This window comes from Streptomyces sp. NPDC051664 (assembly GCF_044453545.1).
Taxonomy (GTDB): domain Bacteria; phylum Actinomycetota; class Actinomycetes; order Streptomycetales; family Streptomycetaceae; genus Streptomyces.
Window position 1 is genome coordinate 309,143 of the sequence record NZ_JBITCU010000002.1, and the last position, 15,073, is coordinate 324,215.

Here is a 15,073-nt window from a genome sequence, read left to right on the forward strand (position 1 = left end):
CTCGTCGCGACGAGGCCGCCTTACCCGCGGTCGTGACCGGGACTACCGGGGCCCGTCCTCGGGCACCTCGGCGGCGTCGAGGTCCGCCCACGTGGCGTCGGTCAGGTCGGTGGCGGTGCCGCTTGATGCGGTCGCCCTTCCAGTCGTAGTCCAACCACGCCCCGGCGGGAACCTTCGCCTGCTGGGCCACGTTCCACCGCCGCCGCGGGCACCTCCCTGGCGGACTCCGGGAACCTGGCCTCCACCTCTGCCATAAGCGTGCTCGTGCGGAGACCCTCGCGCTGCGCGGCGGGCAGCACCTGGTGCTGGGTGATGAACTGCCAGTCGTAGGACTGATCCGGTCCGGCTACCGCAGTCCAGCCGAGTACGACGCCGTCCTGGCGGCCTGACCAGCACACTGATGGTGTCCGCCAAAGCGGAACAAGCTCAGAGAGGAGACGCTCGTGGCACGGCGCCGGTACGTGGAAGTTCCGCGTTCGGACACAGCGCGCGCCGAAGCCTTCAGTGACGGCGTCCTGGCGATCGTCATCACACTTCTGGTGCTCCATCTGAAGCCGCCACCGATCGCTTCGGGTGGCCTGCTGGCCCAGTTGCTCAACCAGTGGCCGACCTATCTGGCCTATGTCGCCTCGTACCTCTACATCGCTGTCGTATGGCTCAACCACAAGGCGGCATTCCAGCGCATCAAGGCCATGACCCGCGGCCTGCACTGGGCCAACCTCGGTGTGCTGTTCTCCACTGCGCTGCTGCCCTGGCCCACCGCGCTCGTCTCCGAAGCCATCGCGGAGGGCAACCCCCCGGACGACCGGGTAGCCGTCGGGCTCTATGCGCTCATCGGCGCGATGCTATGGGTAAGCTGGATGATCTTCTTCCATGTGCTCTTCCGCCACCCCGAGCTCCTCGAGGACACCGTGGAGGAGACCTTCTTCCTCGGCGAACGCCTTCGAGCCCTCGCCGGGGCCCTGCTCTACGCGGCCGCCGGCCTTGTCGGCGTGCTGACCATCCCCGCCCTCGCGCTCGCGATCTTCGTACTCCTACCACTCTTCTACGGCCTCACGAGCCATGGCTACGCCCAGCTCCCAGTCTTCGGGCGCCGTCTGCCGCCCAAGCATTGAGCATCGTCCAACCTGAATTGGCAGGTCACCGGGCTGGGTGCTCGTGCCGGTCGGGGCTGATCGGTAGCAGGTGGTCATCCGGCCCGTTGCAGATTCGTCGGAATCGCGGGGTCGGGCCAGGGGCCCTCGTCCTCTGCGGAGGGGGTGCGCGGGTCCGGGGAGAGTGTGCCGGTGGCGGATGTGCTGGTGTGGGTGATGCAGCGGCGGGTGGTGCCAGCCGACCGTGCCGAGCGGCTGCGCAAGGAGCTCGCCGAGATCGACGCGGAGAGTGGCCCCCGGGAGGCCGCAGAGTGGTGATCGGGCAGTTCATCGAGGCCGAGCGGAGCAGGTGATCACGGGACTGGCCGGCGCTCTTTGGCTGATCCTGTAACGCACGTCTGGCCCGGGGCGGCCGCTCGGCTCGAAGAACCGGCGGTGCGCCACCCGTCGGCACCCGCTCGACCGTCTCCCGCGCGGCCGACTCGGCTTTCAGCAGCCCAGCGCCGACGGCACCGGGCGCCTCAAACCGACCAAGAGGAACACGACGCTCCATAGTTCCCTCGCCCGTCCGGAGTTCACGCCCCCAGCGGAAACTCAGTCGTGATCGGTCGGACGACGGCTTCTTAAGGAGTTCCTCAGTGCAACTACAGCGTCCTCATATGGACGGCCAGCAGGCTCGGCGTCAGTTGCCCACGCGATCAGGAGCAGTCATGAATGACTATGACCCGACAAGCCACTCGCCGGCCGGCTCAGCCCCGGCGAGCATGGCCGTGCAAGCGCGCCGCCCGAGGGTGCGGCGGTTGCTGTCGAAGAAGAAGGGCGGATTGATTGTGGCCGCCGGGCTGACGTGTGCGTTGGCCGGACTGGCCAATGCCGGCACGTCCGCCGCGGCGGTTTCCTCGTCGGCCGCGTTGCCCCTTTCCTCCACAGCCACATCCTCACCGACCGCAACGCCCAGCCGGCCCGCCGGTGGCGGGCCCGTGGCTGGGCCGTCTGCCGGGGGTTCGACCGGCATCGTCGAGACGACTTCCCCGTCGGGCTTCACCCTGTCAACGGCAACGGGTGTGAAGGTGACCGTCGACGAGTCCTCCTCCACGACCTACAAGATGGGGACCCGCCGCGCCTCGGTGCGCGCCGTGAAGGAGGGCGCAAGCGTCCTCGTCCTGGGGACGGTCGACAGCGCGACCATCACGGCTACGAAGGTCATCGTGCAGCCCAAGGGTGACGGCGGAGTTGCGGCTGCCGAGGCGGCAGGGGTGATCCCCTTCAAGCAGGGCACGCCGTCACCGGCGAAGTCGGTCGGTCAGATCCCGGACTACACCGAAGGAGAGGGGACGATCGTCAGCGGGGCGGCGGCGGACAAGGCGACCAAGGCCGCGCAGGCCGTCGTCCCCGGAGGCATCAACGACCGGGTGGTGAAGCTGAGCAACGGCGAGTACGAGGTCCACAACATCAGCGTCAACTGGCCGCACCACATCTTCGTAAGCAAGAATTTCAAGGTCCTCGGCTACGAGTAGCCGCCGCGATAGTGCGCGGTCCCCGTGGCTGCCTCGGGGGGGGGGGGGGGGGGGGGGGGGGGGGGGGGGCGGGGCGCCGCGGGCGGGCGGGGGGGGGGGGGGGCGGGGAGTGCTGCTGGGGGTGCTGGTCGCGGCGTACGACCGCGGCTGATCCTTCTCGGGCCAACGACAGCGGGGGGGGGGGCGGGGGGGGGGGGCGGGCGCGGGGGGGGGGGGGGGGGGGGGGGGGGGGCCCCCCCCCCCCCCCCCCGAGCCGGCCTTCTGGACCCACGGCGCGTCAGCGTTCGCCGAGCGGAGCGAGGTCAGGATGTGGGCTGTTCTCCACCTACCGGCCCGACAGCCACATCAGGCGCCTCACCGCGGCGAGATCCGCCTTGAGGACTGCCCACCCGAAGTCCACGAAGTCCTGTCCCTCTGCGCACAGGCCACCCACGACAGCGACGGCTGGTTCAGCATCGCCCTCGCCGGAAGCCTCGACCCTCAGGACTCGTCAAAGGCTGGGCCACCGAAGCCGCATCCCAACTCCTCTATGACGCGGGCGCGCACCACACCTGCGTCAACGGCGGCGGCGACCTCCAACTCCACGGCCAGCCAGTCCCCAGCAGGCGGTGGCGCATCGGCATCGCCCACCCGCTGCAGCCCGGCAAGCTGGCCACCGTCATCACCGCCCACGGCGACCTGGCCGTCGCCACCTCGGGCACCGCTGAACGCGGCGCCCACATTCTCAACCCACACCACGGCACACCCGCCACGACGTTCGCGTCCCTCACCCTCATCGGGCCACGCCTGACGGTGACCGACACCTACGCCGTTCGCCTGAGGCGACGGCGCACAAGACTGGGTAGAAACACTGGACGGCTACAAAGCCCTCGCGGTCCTGCCCGACGGCCAGGAATGGCGCACCCCAGGATTCCGCCGATATGGATCATGAGACGGAACATGGACTCAACCCCGCCCGCAAGGAACGGGAGCCTCCCCATCACGGCCGCGGCTTGCCCACCGAAGGCACCGCACGAGCCGAACTCGTCCCTTGCCCAGCATTGAACACCAACCCCGAAGGAGCCCCCTGTGGGACTCGATCGGCCGTTGGTCCGTGTGGCTGCCCGATTCGCGATGAGTCAGGTGACGCGCAGTCCGCCGTCGACGAACAGGTCGAGGGCGTTGACGCCGGTGTTGCGGAGGACGAAGTCGGTGGCATCGACGACCTCCGCCGTGGTCACGAGGCGTCCGATAGGGGTACGCGCCAGGTGTGGGTGCTCGGGCGCGTCGCGCCACTTGACGCTGTCTCCCACCACGCCCGGATGGATCGCATTGATGCGGTGGGGTGCGAGTTCCACGGCCAGGGTTTTCACCAGGCCGGTGATGCCGCCGTTGAAGGCGGTCACCATGGTGGAGCCGGGGTAGGGGCGTTCCTTGGCCAGGCCCCCGAAGAACACGACCGACGCACCGGGGTTGAACCGGTCACGCAGGGCCCGCACGGTCTCGGTGTAGCCCACCAGTTTGGTGGTCACGGACTCGATGGCTGCGGCGATATCGAAGTCCGCGAGGGAGTTGACGCCCTGTTTGGCGGCGGTGATCACCAGGTTGTCGACCGCGCGCACTTCGCTGAGCGCGGCGGCGATCGTCTCCGGCTGCGACAGGTCAACGGCCAGGCCCCGGGTCATGCCGCCGATTTCGCCGGCCACCGTGTCGGCGTGTGCCGTGGTGCGGCTGGTGATGAGGACCGTGTCGCCACGGTCGGCGAACCGCTGGGCTACGGCGCGGCCCAGTCCGCTGCTTCCTCCGACGATGATCGAGGTGGTCACGATCCAGTGCTCCGTTCAGGTCGACGGGTGGCTGACAAGGATTCCGTACAAGCAAGGAGGCCCGGGACCGGGACGCCCCGTACGGGCTACGACGGCGGCCTCCTCAGGTAGTCGACGGCGGCGAGGTCGTCGTTGTCATGGCCGGCCGCGACGGTAGCTTGCAAGCGGTCCCGGACGGCCTGGAGCAGAGGGCTGGGGGTGGCGGCTGCCGCGGCCAGTTCGATGTCCTTGAGGGCGAGTTGCACCGCAAATCCCGGCGCGTACGAGGCGTCGTCCATGACGCCTACTTTCTGCAACTCGTACGGCATGGCGAGCGGGCCCGCTTCGAGCACCCGGACAAACGTCGCGTGGTCGACGCCGAGAGCGTCGCACAGTGCAAGGACGTCGCTCATGGCGACCGTCGAGGCGGCCATCCAGGCGTTGACCACGAGTTTGAGGGCGCTGCCCTCGACCTCCGTCCCGACGTGGAGCACGGACGAGCCGAGATCGTCCAGCAGGGGACGCGCCCGCGAAACGACGTCCTCGGCGCCGGCGACCAGCCAGACAAGCTTGCCCTGCAGAGCGGGAGCGGTGCTTCCCGAGACCGGGGCGTCGAGGTAGGCAACACCGTGATCACGGGCGAGTGCGGCCAGCGCGCCGGCGTGCTGTGGCCCTACTGTGCTCGCCTGTACCCAGACGGCATCGTTGTCGAGCCGACCGATGGCGTCTGACATGACCTGGGTGACCGCATCGCCGTCCCGGAGCACGGTGACGACGACGGACGCGCCGGAGACCGCGTCTCCCACCGCCCTCACGGCCGTGACCCCGGCAGCGTGCTCCGCCACCGAACGGGCCCTCTCCTCGGTCCGGTTCCACAGCCGTACCTCGTGGCCGGTTTCTCCGAGCCGCGTCGCCATCGCGGCGCCGAGTGCGCCCGCTCCGAGAACAGCGACGGTGGAAGCGTGAGACATGAAAAACACCCCTTGCCTGTTTCCCCCCATGGCCATGTTCTGTCGACAACCCGAGTCCTTCCTGGCAACGGAACGCAGCGCCCTTCACGAGCAGCAAGTCGAACATCGGCGAGTCGGGCCGATGGCATCCGGACCTGGCCGACCGCGCCCCGAACGGGTCTAAGTTCCAGCCATCGCCCGCCACCTTGGCCTCGCGGTTCCTCACGACCCGGGATGCAGAGCATCGGTTCGAGGCCGACGTAGGAAGCATGTCGCGGACAGGACAACCAGGAGCCCTTCGATGACCAGGCTGAACAGCCCCAGGGGTTCTGCCCAATTGCCGATGTCGCTTCTGTAGTCGGGCAACCCCGGCCCGCGCGAGAGGACGTAGCCGACGATTGGCCCGATGCCCACTCCTAGAGCCAAGAACCAGCCCAGCCTGACAATGCCCACCACGAGCAGTACGGCCGTCACTACAGCCGCGATCTCCAGGGCGTAGTAGAGAACAGCGATGTACCGAGGCGTTTTCGATCCTGGAACACCCCCTTGGTCGACGACATGCACAGCAGCCACGCCCAGGCACAACAGAGCCCCCGCCAACCGGGCGGTCCAGCCTGAAGCGATCGCGCCTCGTTCTGCCATGCGGTCTGACTCCTTCGGCATGCCGAGCAAGCGAGAAGGACCTTTCGATCGACGTTCCCCGGATCGGCATTGGCCTAGCAGTTACAACCGGCGTTCACCCCGTTGACCAAGGGCTGTCCCGCAGATGATCCAAGCGGCTGCTCGCTGTGCGGCGCGCTCGGGACCGTAATACGAACGGCACAACTCCTGATCAAGGAAGATGCGCGATGACCAGCGGTGACCGAGCTCGAGGGAGTCGAGGCGGCCGACCCACAGCAGACCACTACTGTTGATCAGTAGTTGACGCCCTCGGACAGCAGAAGCATCACGACCCCGGACGGTGTCCGCACGGACATCGTCCGGGGGCGGGCTTGTTCTGTGCGGCCCGGTCCGGTGGTGCGTCGCGGGCTCAGCTCACTGCCACGCCGTAGGGGCTGTCGCCGAGGGTGACAGTCGCGACGACCTTGTGGGATGTCGGGTCGATGACTTTGAGGGTGCCCGCTCCCTGGTTCGTGACATAGATCGCCTCGTTGGTGACCTCCAGGTTGAACGGGTCGGTGCCGGCAGGACCCAGGGCAATGGTGGCCGAGACGCGGTTACTGGGAATGTCGATCACGGATACGTTGCCCGGGCCGAGATCGGCGGAGTAGGCGACGTGGCCGTCGGGCCCGATGGCCACGTCAAAGGGACCCTCGCCGACCTGCACGGCCGTCGCCTTGCCGGTACGGGTTGCGACGGCAAGGACCTGCTTGCCCACTTCGTCGGCGACGTAGGCCGACTTGCCGTCCGGGGTGATGGCGACGCCGACCGGAGAGTGCCCTGCGGAGAGGTTCCGGGTGACGCGGCGCGTGCTGGTGTTGATGACCGACAGGTTGCCGGACCCGGAATTCGCCACGTAGGCCGTACCGCCGTCAGGACTGAACGCCACGTTCACCGGGGACTTGCCGACCGGGATGGTCGCGGTCACCCGGTTGGTTCGGGTGTCGATGACCGAGACGGTGTTCGAACTGCCGTTGGTGACGTAGAGGGACTTGCCATCGGGGCTGAGCCCGACACCGGTGGGGCTCTTCCCGACCGTCACGGTTTTGACGATCTTGTTGTCCTTGGTGTCGAGGACCGAGACCCGGGCCGAGCCGCTGTTGGCGATGTACACGTGCTTGCCGTCCTTGGCGACCGCGACGCCTTCGGGTGCCACGCCGGCCGGCACGGTGGCGACGACTTTGTAGGTAGCGGCGTCGATCACCGAGAGCGTGTTGTCCTGCTGGTTCGTGACATACACGTGGCCACTGGCACCGGCGTGGACGGGCGCGGCCGGCACGGCGGAGTGCTTGTGGACTGAGGGGGCGGGCGAACAGGAGGAGATCAACAGGATTCCGATACCCGCCGCGAGTACCGGTCGGAGCGTCCTGCCGGGTCGCCGGTCGCCGCTGCCGGCTCGGGTCCGCAGGGCAGAGAACATCTCGCCTCCTGTGCGCGTTGCGATGGTTGGGTCCGGGACCGGGCCTGGCAGGGAAGGATCAGGCCAGGAGCCCGCGGGCGTAGTAGTCCTTCTCGTCCCGAACACCGGGAAGCGCGAAGAAGTAACCCCCGCCCCTTGGGCTGATGAACGGCACCAGTGCTTCGTCTTCCAGCCGGGTCTGCATGGCGATGTAGGTGTTCAGCTCCTGCTGGAAGCAGACGAATGCATGCCCCATGTCGAGTTCCGGCAGGTTGAAGCTCCGGTCGTAGTCGTAACTGCGACGCAGGATCGTGCTGGTCGCCGCGGTCTGCGGAGTCTGGGGATTGGCGAGGCGGATGTGAGAGTTCAGCGCGGTGATCAGGCCCTGCGGGTCATTGGTGTAGATGGGGTCGAGGAGATCCGTGGCGTTCTCATCCACGGCGTACATGGGAGCGCCGCTCGCCTTGCGGCGGCCGAAGATCCGCTCCTGTTGAGCCACGGGCACCTTCTGCCACGCCTCGATGAAGAAGTGCACGATACGCACCACGTGGTACGTGCCGCCTGCGGCCCAGGCCGGTTCGGCGCTCTTCGGCTGGACCCAGACCACCTGATTCATCTGGGTCTCGTCGGAGAGGGTCGGGTTGGAGATGCCGTCCTTGAAACCGAACCAGTCGCGCCGGACACCGACGGGACGCTCCGGATTGCGCTGGCCGTCAATGCGCCAGCGCAGCTTCGCCGCGGATTTGGTGTGGGTCAGGATGTCGAGCAACGCGTGCACCGTCGTGTCACGGTGATCGGCGCAGATCTGGATCAGCAGGTCACCCTGGCTCAGCGCGGGGTCCAGGTCGTCATGGCGGAAGGGCGTCATCTTGACGAGCTGGACCGGCTTGCGCTTGCTCAATCCGTAGCGGCCGTCGAAGAGGGACGCGCCCACTCCGACTGTCAGGGTGAGACCATCCGCCACGAATGTGGGCCCCATGATGCCGTTGTCCGACGGCGTTGCGGTCGGGGGCACCTTTGGTGGCCTGCCGCCCGCCGTAAGGAAGCGGGCTCGCGAGGTCAGCGTGCGGAAAAGGTCGGTGAGTTCCGCGCGGTTGGAGGCGGTCACGTCCAGCGAGACGAAAATTGCGTCCTGTTGGGGCAGAGTGGCGATGCCTGCCTGGTGATAGCCATGAAAGGGAATCGTGCGGGATTTCGGTTCCGCCTTGATTCCGACCATAGGGTCGGCGCTCGCCGCGCCGCTGCCCAAGACGGTCGCGCCCGCCGCCCCGGCCACGCCCGCGGCGGCGCCGTGCAGAAAGGACCGCCGGGCAAACGCACTCGCCGGGCACCCTTCGCCGCTCCACCCTTCCTCCAGGGTCGCGGATATCTCGTCAGCCATGGTTCCCCTCAGGCAAGGATCCAGGCGGCAAACCGTACGGTGCCGCCGCGATCGGACTCCGTGAGCCGGCCCCGGCACAAGCCGCGCGACCGCGTGCGGCACCCCAACCAGCGCCGGGATTGCCGCCAGTTACATGACCGTGCCGCAAAACGTAATATATTGGACGTGCGCGCTCGCGCCACTTGACGCCCTCGCGGTGCCGCGATCATCACTTGGGGTTGTGCAGGGGTACCGCGGGGCGGAGCCAAAGCGAGATGGCCCAACCCTCGGCGATCGGGTTGAGCGTCACGATCAGGTGCGACGACAGCGACCTCGTCGCCGAGTTCTTGCGCCACGCCGGGCTCGACGACGGCCACCAGCTGCTCGACGGCCCGGCCTCGTCCGGGGGAGCGGCGGCCGGCCGCACCAGTGGATCGCCGCATAAGGGGATGCGGGTGCACGCCACGCGGTGGCAGCACTAGCTGGGCAGACCTGGCAGCAAGTCACGACCAACAGACCAGCGGACGCCGCCTTCAGAAGCTCATTAATGTATTGGCATGGACGGCTGAACAGCGGGGATCGGTCGTCACTCAGCGTGGACGGCCTGGCTGGCGTCGGGGGCGCTTGACGAGTTCTACGCGGATCTTCACTGCGAGGTGCCCGACCAGGACGCGGGCAAATTTGCCGGTGAGCGGCAGGTCCACCGGGTGTGTCCACGCCCTGGCTGGGCCCCGCATGAGGGATCCCGTGCCTCGGGTGCGCCGGCTCCTGGTCCACTCCTCCGCCATCGCGGCGGGCCGGCGCAGCGCCCGCGGCAAGCGATCCCAGCAATGGCCCATGGCCTGTAGCGTCCCTTGAAGGCTTCGGCGCGACTGCTATGGCCGCCGTTTACCGATCCACAGATGTCGACTCCTCTTCGCGGGCGGCTGCCTAACCCCTGCGTCGTCACGCGACGTAGCTGGCCAGCCACACACCCTTTACCGACACATCGCGGCAAAATGCGCAAAAATGTCTCAAGAGGCTGTTTGGGTATATGCCAGGGAGTCACAGATGGACGCCTCGGACGAACTCCTTCGAGGGCCTGACCCGGCGGCTCTTTTGACGCTGGACGGTGTCATTTGCAGCCTCAACGCTGCGATGGCCACGGTGCTGGGCAGGCCGGCGGAGCAGTGCCTGGAAGATGACTTCGGTGATCTGTGGCCCGCAAACCAGCGGATGTCGGCCGACAGTCTCGTGGCCCACGCCGCCAGGACGAAGACGGTCGCGATGCGGGTGCTTGAGTTCCCCGGGCGAGGCGGAGCACCACCCGTTGCCTGCTTGATCGAGGCGCGGCAGGTCAAGGATCCCGTCGGTGACGAGCAGCGGGTCTGGGTGCACGCGCTGGATGTGGGGAACGACCTGGCGAGCCTACTGATCCCGTTCCGGATGGCCACCAAGGCCGCCAACCTCGGCCTGTGGATGTATTCACCTCATGAGCACCAGCTGGAGTGGATCGGTGGCGCACCCGTCGTGGCCGCGCTCTTCCCGGATTTTACTGCGTCCCTTTCCAGAGTGATCTCGGCAGTGCACTCTGACGACCGGGAGGCATTGCGGCAGCTCGTGCGCTCGACCTCCGCCCCGTCCCCTTGGGTGAGGGTGCGGTACCTGACCCAGGACGACGGCTGGCACCAATTGGCTGCTCAGACCCGGCGGATCCAGTTGGGGTATGGCGGCCCCGAGCGGATCTTCGGGGTGGTCCGCGACGACACCAAGCAGGCGAAGCACAAGGAGAAGGCGCAGGCCGCACTGACTGCCGAGCGACAGCGCGCCAAAGACATCGCTGACTTCTCCTCCGCTTTGATCACCGCAGCCACGAAGCAGGAACTTCAGCAGGTCGTCCTTACCCGGCTCGCCGCAACCTTCGGTGCCAGCGGCGCCCTGCTCGCACTCGTCGACGAAGACCGCCTGCGCGTCTCCACCGATGCCGGAATAGCCATGTGGGAGGTCGAAGCCCTGCACGGCCTGCGGCTGGACATGCCGAGCCCGCTGCCCGAGGCGATCCGCACCGGAAAGCAGCATTTCATCCCCGACCGGGAGGATTACATGCGCCGTTGGCCGCATGGGGTCGGATTTCAGTGGCTCGCCCGGCTCGGCTTCGACTACGCCACCTCCATCACCCCTCTCAGCGAGACCGGCAATCAGCCACTCGGGGCGTGGATGGTGTTCTACGGCAGCGGACACCGGCCGTCCCTGGATGAGCGGACCCTCATGGGTACTTTGGCCGACCTGGCGGGCCAGGCGCTGAGGCGCGTCAAGTCGCAAGCGGCACGAGTCGAGCTGGCCACGGCGCTGCAGAAGACCATGCTCCCCACGCTGCCCGAGCACCTCACGGGCCTGGAGGTCGCCGCCCGCTACCGGCCGAGCCGGCACGGGCTGGATATCTGCGGAGACTGGTACGACGCCTTCGTGATGTCCGACGGCGCGATCGCACTGGAGATCGGCGACGCCCAGGGGCACGATGTGGACGCCGCCGCCTTGATGGGACTGGTGCGCTTGTCCATGCGTGCGATCGCCGCCCAGGAACCGGATCCCGCAACCGTGCTGACGCGCACCAACGAGCTGCTCGTCACGATGGAGGCGGCACGTTTCGCCAGCTGCACCATGCTGCATATCGACCCGGGCGACGGACAGGTCACCGGCGCCAGCGCCGGCCATGTGCCGGTGCTGTGCGCGCGCGACGACGGCGGCCACCGCATCCGTGAACTGCGGGGCGGGCCGGTCCTGGGAGTCGTGCCCGGCACCGAGTACCGTGAGGAGACCTTCACCCTGGACGAGGACAGCGCGCTGGTCATGGTCACCGACGGCGTGGTCGAAGGACCGGGCCTCACACTGGAAGCCGGACTGGAGCGAGCCGGAACACTGGCCGGAGCGGCCCTCCACGACGGACTCAACGCCGAGGAGACCGCCGACCGCATCCTCGACGCCGCGGTCGCGGTGGACCACCTCGACGACGTGGCCGTGCTGGTCATCCGACGCATATGACTGCCCCCGCGTCCTCACGACCCGGCTGCAAGACCACCCCTTGGGCTCATTCGCCGAGCGGTGTGTTCTCGATGACTCAGCCAAAAGCCGGCTGGATAGCCAGGGAAGGGTAGGGGGACGCTCTGGCGAGCTTGGCAGTCGGCTTCCCACCGAGGCCGAGCTACAGCAGCAGTACTCGGTCGGCGGCGCTACCGCGCAGCGAGCGCTGACCGAGCTGGCGCAAGCCGGGTTGGTGGAGCGCCACCGCCGGCGGGGCAGCTTCGTCACCGAGGGGGTTTTCTCCCGCCGGGCGGGCGCCTTTGAAACAGGCCCCTGACCAGCGCTTTTTAGGTGCTGTGCTGGGTTGCATGATGACGTTCAAGCAAGTGAGGAGGGGCTCCGCGTACCGGTACTACCTGTGCCAGGTCGCGGTCGGCGACATTCCCGCGAATCCCGGAGTAGCGGAGACCGCCGCTGCGCCCCGTCCTGCGACAGGCCGGGGCCTCGCCGCCGCGACACCCAGCCGGGAGCCGACCGCCTGAAGACCTGAGCGGACACAGTGGCACTGCTCAACGTTCGCCGTCGCGGGACATCCAGTAGCCGCCGTTGCACTTTTGGTTCGGTGCAACGGCGACTGTGTCGGCAGGGGCGTTACTACAGCTCCCGCTCGATCTGGTTCTCGCTGACCTTGTCTTCGCGCAGGGTCGCCTCGTTCTGGACGGCGTAGCGAGCCTGCGCCCCACTGCCCTCAGTACTGCGGATCTCGCCCCGCTGAAGCTCGTCCTGCTGGTCCCGGTACTCCACGTGCTGTCCCTTGCGGTAAGGCATGGAAATCTCCAACTCTCGTGTGGGTCGGTGGGGGTCGCCCCGCCCTTCGGCGGGCCGCTCCTGGCGCCGGCGACAATCGGCGGGCGCACTGACAGCCCACCCTCAACTCCGCCCTACGGCAATCACTACGGGCCGAATGGATGACGCCTCGCCCGCCACCGCGTCGACGTCCTCTGGAGCTTCCTCTGCGACGGACGGGGCTACGAGCCCGTGCCGCCCACCGCTCTCGCGGTTTGTCATCCGATCAGGGCGTGCCCGGTTGATCGCACCTCCCAGCCCAGCCGATATGTCCGTTCTTCGCAGGGAGATGTGGGAGGTCGCCTCCCTCCTGCTGCGGAGCGTGCTGGGCCTTGGTGGCGGTCTGGTGGGCATCTGGGAGCTGACCCGCCAGGCTTCGGGACCGGTCTGGAGGAAGCTGCGGGTCTTCTCTGCGGTGGCGGCTTTGACGCTCGCCGGGCTGCTCGCCGTCTAAAAGCTTGACTCTGTCGGTGATCTTGGAGTTTTCCAGTGCGTCAGCGTGATCAGCGGGCATGCTCGGGGCTGTTCCGAAGGCCGATGCAGCTACCGAGGTGTCCGTTGTCGCTCCGCCCCCGTTCCGGTGAGCAAGTCCCTTCTCTGACCGCGCAAATCGCACGGAAAAGCAACCCGGGCGGTACGACGGCGATGTGGGTGAGAGACCGGCTGGACGGGCTGTGGTGCGACGAGGATTTCGCGGGCTGGTACCCGCGTGACGGACGCCCCGGGCTCTCGCCGGCCCAACTGGCCACCGTCTGCGTTCTGCAGTTCTTGATGGGCATGTCGGACCGGCAGGCAGCGGAGGCAGTCCGCTGCCGCATCGATTTCAAGTACGCCATGGCCTTGGAGCTGGACGATCCTGGCTTCCACCACAGCGTGCTCGCCGACTTCCGCGAGCGCCTCACCGAAGACGGCAGGGCCGACCGCCTCCTCGACCTGGCACTCGCCCGCCTGAAAGAGGCAGGGCTGGTAAGCGAGCGCACTACGCAGCGCACCGACTCCACCCATGTCGTGGCCGCGGTGCGCGACCTGACCCGGTTGGAACTCGTCACCGAGGCGGTCCGTGCCTCGCTCGAAGAAGTAGCCCGCACAGCCGGACACCTGCTTGTCGGCCTGGTCGACGAGGAATGGGGACGCCGCTACGGCCGCCCAGTCCGCCTGGGCAAGAACCTCACCCGGCCCAAGACCCGGATCCTGGCCGCAGGCAACGACGCCTGCCAGCTGTTGGAGCGCCTCAACCAGGACAGTTCCAGCTACCGAACCGGCCCAGCGGTCGGGGCGCTGCGGCAGATCATCGTGCAGAACTACTGCCGCGACGCGGCAGGACGCCTGAGCTGGCGCACCAAGGAGGACGGCGGACTGCCACCCTCCTCGTTGGTGATCGTCTCTCCCTACGACACCACGGCACGCTACGTCCGTCACGGGCACATCATCCGCTGGAAGGGCTTCGCCGCTCATCTCACCGAGACGTGCACCACCGGCAGCGCCAACGTCATCACCGACGTGGCCACCACCTCGGCCGCCACCAACGACGGCCAGGCCCTGCCCGGCATCCACACCCGCCTGGCCCGTCGGGGGTTGCTGCCCGCCGAACACCTGGTCGACGGCGGCTACACCTCCCTGGTCCACGTGGAACGAGCCGCCCGCGAACACCAGATCACTGTCACCGGGCCACTGCCAGGCAACCCCACCCGCCAGCACCGCAAGAATGAAGGCTTCGACCGGGACGACTTCCACATCGACTTCGACCGCCGACAGGTCACCTGCCCCCAGGGCCAGGTCAGCGCGGGCTGGCACGGCCCCTACCCGACCTCCTCACCCACCGCGGCACCGCTGATCGTGGCCCGGTTCACCAAGAGCCAGTGCCGCCCCTGCCCGGCTCGCACCCACTGCACCACCACCGCAGACAGCGCCCGAACCGTGGGCTTCCCGCCACGCGAACTCCGCGACCTGCAACTCCGAGTCCGTGCTGAGCAGCAGACACCCGACTGGAAGGCCCGCTACGCGGTCCGCTCCGGAGTCGAGGGCACCATCAACGAGTTCGCCCACGGACACGGCATGCGCCGGTGCCGCTACCGAGGACAACCAAAAGCCCACCTGCAACACGTACTCACAGCCATCGCCGTGAACATCGAACGACTCAGCAGCCGGTCAGCGACCGAGGATGCCTCCTCACCGAGACGGCCGACTGCCTTCCAGACCTTCCTGGACCAGCAGGGGTTACCTCGACCAAAGTCCTGGCGCACCCTCGGCACCTGACCCCGTCCAAGATCACCGACAGAGTCAAGCTAAAGACGGTGTCCTATGTGGTGAGTTTGAGGTTCGCCCCAGGCGTGTTCTGGGCTCCACCGCCCTGCGTCCACACCCGGTCCTCGGGGATCAACGACCTCGCGATTTCCCACAGCCCGTCACGGAACAATCCAACTCCACATACCCCACCCCATGACCAGCCCAACGAGCGAGCCC

16 protein-coding genes are annotated in these 15,073 nt (G+C 67.8%); 9 read left to right on the top strand and 7 right to left on the bottom strand.

Annotated features, from left to right (window positions below; all coding sequences use genetic code 11):
- The first annotated feature begins 443 nt into the window (after positions 1-443).
- Both ACIA8E_RS04680 and ACIA8E_RS04685 read left to right on the top strand, forming a co-directional pair.
- A complete protein-coding gene (locus tag ACIA8E_RS04680; RefSeq protein WP_399294494.1) occupies positions 444-1,115 on the top strand; it encodes a TMEM175 family protein in 672 nt (223 codons plus the stop codon).
- A 171-nt stretch (positions 1,116-1,286) separates the two neighbouring features.
- Positions 1,287-1,412: a hypothetical protein gene (locus tag ACIA8E_RS04685; protein WP_399294497.1), complete on the top strand. Its 126-nt coding sequence runs from the start codon at positions 1,287-1,289 to the stop codon at positions 1,410-1,412.
- Positions 1,413-1,812: 400 nt separating this feature from the next.
- Here the strand turns inward: ACIA8E_RS04685 and ACIA8E_RS04690 are convergent, their stop codons facing one another.
- Complete coding sequence (locus ACIA8E_RS04690; protein WP_399294499.1) at positions 1,813-2,190, bottom strand: hypothetical protein; 378 nt, start codon at positions 2,188-2,190, stop codon at positions 1,813-1,815.
- Between ACIA8E_RS04690 and ACIA8E_RS04695 the strand changes: the two genes are divergently transcribed.
- Together ACIA8E_RS04695 and ACIA8E_RS04700 are read left to right on the top strand one after the other, a co-directional pair.
- Positions 2,165-2,611, top strand: coding sequence for a hypothetical protein (locus ACIA8E_RS04695; protein ID WP_399294502.1), 447 nt, complete (start codon positions 2,165-2,167; stop codon positions 2,609-2,611). The genes ACIA8E_RS04690 and ACIA8E_RS04695 overlap by 26 nt on opposite strands.
- 444 nt (positions 2,612-3,055) lie before the next feature.
- Positions 3,056-3,655 carry an FAD:protein FMN transferase gene (locus ACIA8E_RS04700; protein WP_399295063.1) on the top strand — a complete coding sequence of 200 codons (600 nt, stop codon included), beginning with the start codon at positions 3,056-3,058 and terminating at the stop codon, positions 3,653-3,655.
- A 74-nt stretch (positions 3,656-3,729) separates the two neighbouring features.
- On the opposite strand, the gene ACIA8E_RS04705 is transcribed toward ACIA8E_RS04700, so the two are convergent.
- From ACIA8E_RS04705 to ACIA8E_RS04725, 5 genes are all read right to left on the bottom strand, one after another.
- Positions 3,730-4,416 carry an SDR family oxidoreductase gene (locus ACIA8E_RS04705; protein ID WP_399294505.1) on the bottom strand — a complete coding sequence of 229 codons (687 nt, stop codon included), beginning with the start codon at positions 4,414-4,416 and terminating at the stop codon, positions 3,730-3,732.
- Between the two features lie 86 nt (positions 4,417-4,502).
- The gene (locus ACIA8E_RS04710) at positions 4,503-5,444 is read right to left on the bottom strand and encodes an NAD(P)-dependent oxidoreductase (protein WP_399295065.1); all 942 of its coding nucleotides are present in this window, start codon (positions 5,442-5,444) and stop codon (positions 4,503-4,505) included.
- Between the two features lie 123 nt (positions 5,445-5,567).
- Positions 5,568-5,987, bottom strand: coding sequence for a hypothetical protein (locus tag ACIA8E_RS04715; protein WP_399294508.1), 420 nt, complete (start codon positions 5,985-5,987; stop codon positions 5,568-5,570).
- 388 nt (positions 5,988-6,375) lie between these two features.
- Positions 6,376-7,425, bottom strand: coding sequence for a cytochrome D1 domain-containing protein (locus ACIA8E_RS04720; RefSeq protein WP_399294511.1), 1,050 nt, complete (start codon positions 7,423-7,425; stop codon positions 6,376-6,378).
- A gap of 58 nt (positions 7,426-7,483) precedes the next feature.
- The gene (locus ACIA8E_RS04725) at positions 7,484-8,680 is read right to left on the bottom strand and encodes a Dyp-type peroxidase (RefSeq protein WP_399294514.1); all 1,197 of its coding nucleotides are present in this window, start codon (positions 8,678-8,680) and stop codon (positions 7,484-7,486) included.
- 359 nt (positions 8,681-9,039) lie between these two features.
- Between ACIA8E_RS04725 and ACIA8E_RS04730 the strand changes: the two genes are divergently transcribed.
- From ACIA8E_RS04730 to ACIA8E_RS04740, 3 genes are all read left to right on the top strand, one after another.
- A complete protein-coding gene (locus ACIA8E_RS04730; RefSeq protein WP_399294517.1) occupies positions 9,040-9,246 on the top strand; it encodes a hypothetical protein in 207 nt (68 codons plus the stop codon).
- Between the two features lie 568 nt (positions 9,247-9,814).
- Positions 9,815-11,785, top strand: a complete 1,971-nt coding sequence (locus tag ACIA8E_RS04735; protein ID WP_399294520.1) for a SpoIIE family protein phosphatase — start codon at positions 9,815-9,817, stop codon at positions 11,783-11,785.
- Between the two features lie 40 nt (positions 11,786-11,825).
- Positions 11,826-12,101, top strand: a complete 276-nt coding sequence (locus tag ACIA8E_RS04740) for a GntR family transcriptional regulator (RefSeq protein WP_399294523.1) — start codon at positions 11,826-11,828, stop codon at positions 12,099-12,101.
- 317 nt (positions 12,102-12,418) lie between these two features.
- Here ACIA8E_RS04740 and ACIA8E_RS04745 read toward each other — a convergent pair whose 3' ends face one another.
- Positions 12,419-12,592, bottom strand: a complete 174-nt coding sequence (locus tag ACIA8E_RS04745) for a hypothetical protein (RefSeq protein WP_399294526.1) — start codon at positions 12,590-12,592, stop codon at positions 12,419-12,421.
- 286 nt (positions 12,593-12,878) lie between these two features.
- Here ACIA8E_RS04745 and ACIA8E_RS04750 point away from each other — a divergent pair, with 286 nt between their 5' ends.
- Both ACIA8E_RS04750 and ACIA8E_RS04755 read left to right on the top strand, forming a co-directional pair.
- Positions 12,879-13,064: a hypothetical protein gene (locus ACIA8E_RS04750; protein WP_399294529.1), complete on the top strand. Its 186-nt coding sequence runs from the start codon at positions 12,879-12,881 to the stop codon at positions 13,062-13,064.
- A 191-nt stretch (positions 13,065-13,255) separates the two neighbouring features.
- Positions 13,256-14,866, top strand: coding sequence for an IS1182 family transposase (locus ACIA8E_RS04755; protein WP_399294532.1), 1,611 nt, complete (start codon positions 13,256-13,258; stop codon positions 14,864-14,866).
- The last annotated feature ends 207 nt before the right edge of the window (positions 14,867-15,073 follow it).

What these genes read in the sequence shown, in the direction of transcription:
- ACIA8E_RS04715 (WP_399294508.1), bottom strand. Translation starts at nt 5,987, where the DNA reads ATGGCAGAACGAGGCGCGATCGCTTCAGGCTGGACCGCCCGGTTGGCG.
- ACIA8E_RS04720 (WP_399294511.1), bottom strand. Translation starts at nt 7,425, where the DNA reads ATGTTCTCTGCCCTGCGGACCCGAGCCGGCAGCGGCGACCGGCGACCC.
- ACIA8E_RS04730 (WP_399294517.1), top strand. Translation starts at nt 9,040, where the DNA reads ATGGCCCAACCCTCGGCGATCGGGTTGAGCGTCACGATCAGGTGCGAC.
- ACIA8E_RS04735 (WP_399294520.1), top strand. Translation starts at nt 9,815, where the DNA reads ATGGACGCCTCGGACGAACTCCTTCGAGGGCCTGACCCGGCGGCTCTT.
- ACIA8E_RS04745 (WP_399294526.1), bottom strand. Translation starts at nt 12,592, where the DNA reads ATGCCTTACCGCAAGGGACAGCACGTGGAGTACCGGGACCAGCAGGAC.
- ACIA8E_RS04750 (WP_399294529.1), top strand. Translation starts at nt 12,879, where the DNA reads ATGTCCGTTCTTCGCAGGGAGATGTGGGAGGTCGCCTCCCTCCTGCTG.
- ACIA8E_RS04755 (WP_399294532.1), top strand. Translation starts at nt 13,256, where the DNA reads ATGTGGGTGAGAGACCGGCTGGACGGGCTGTGGTGCGACGAGGATTTC.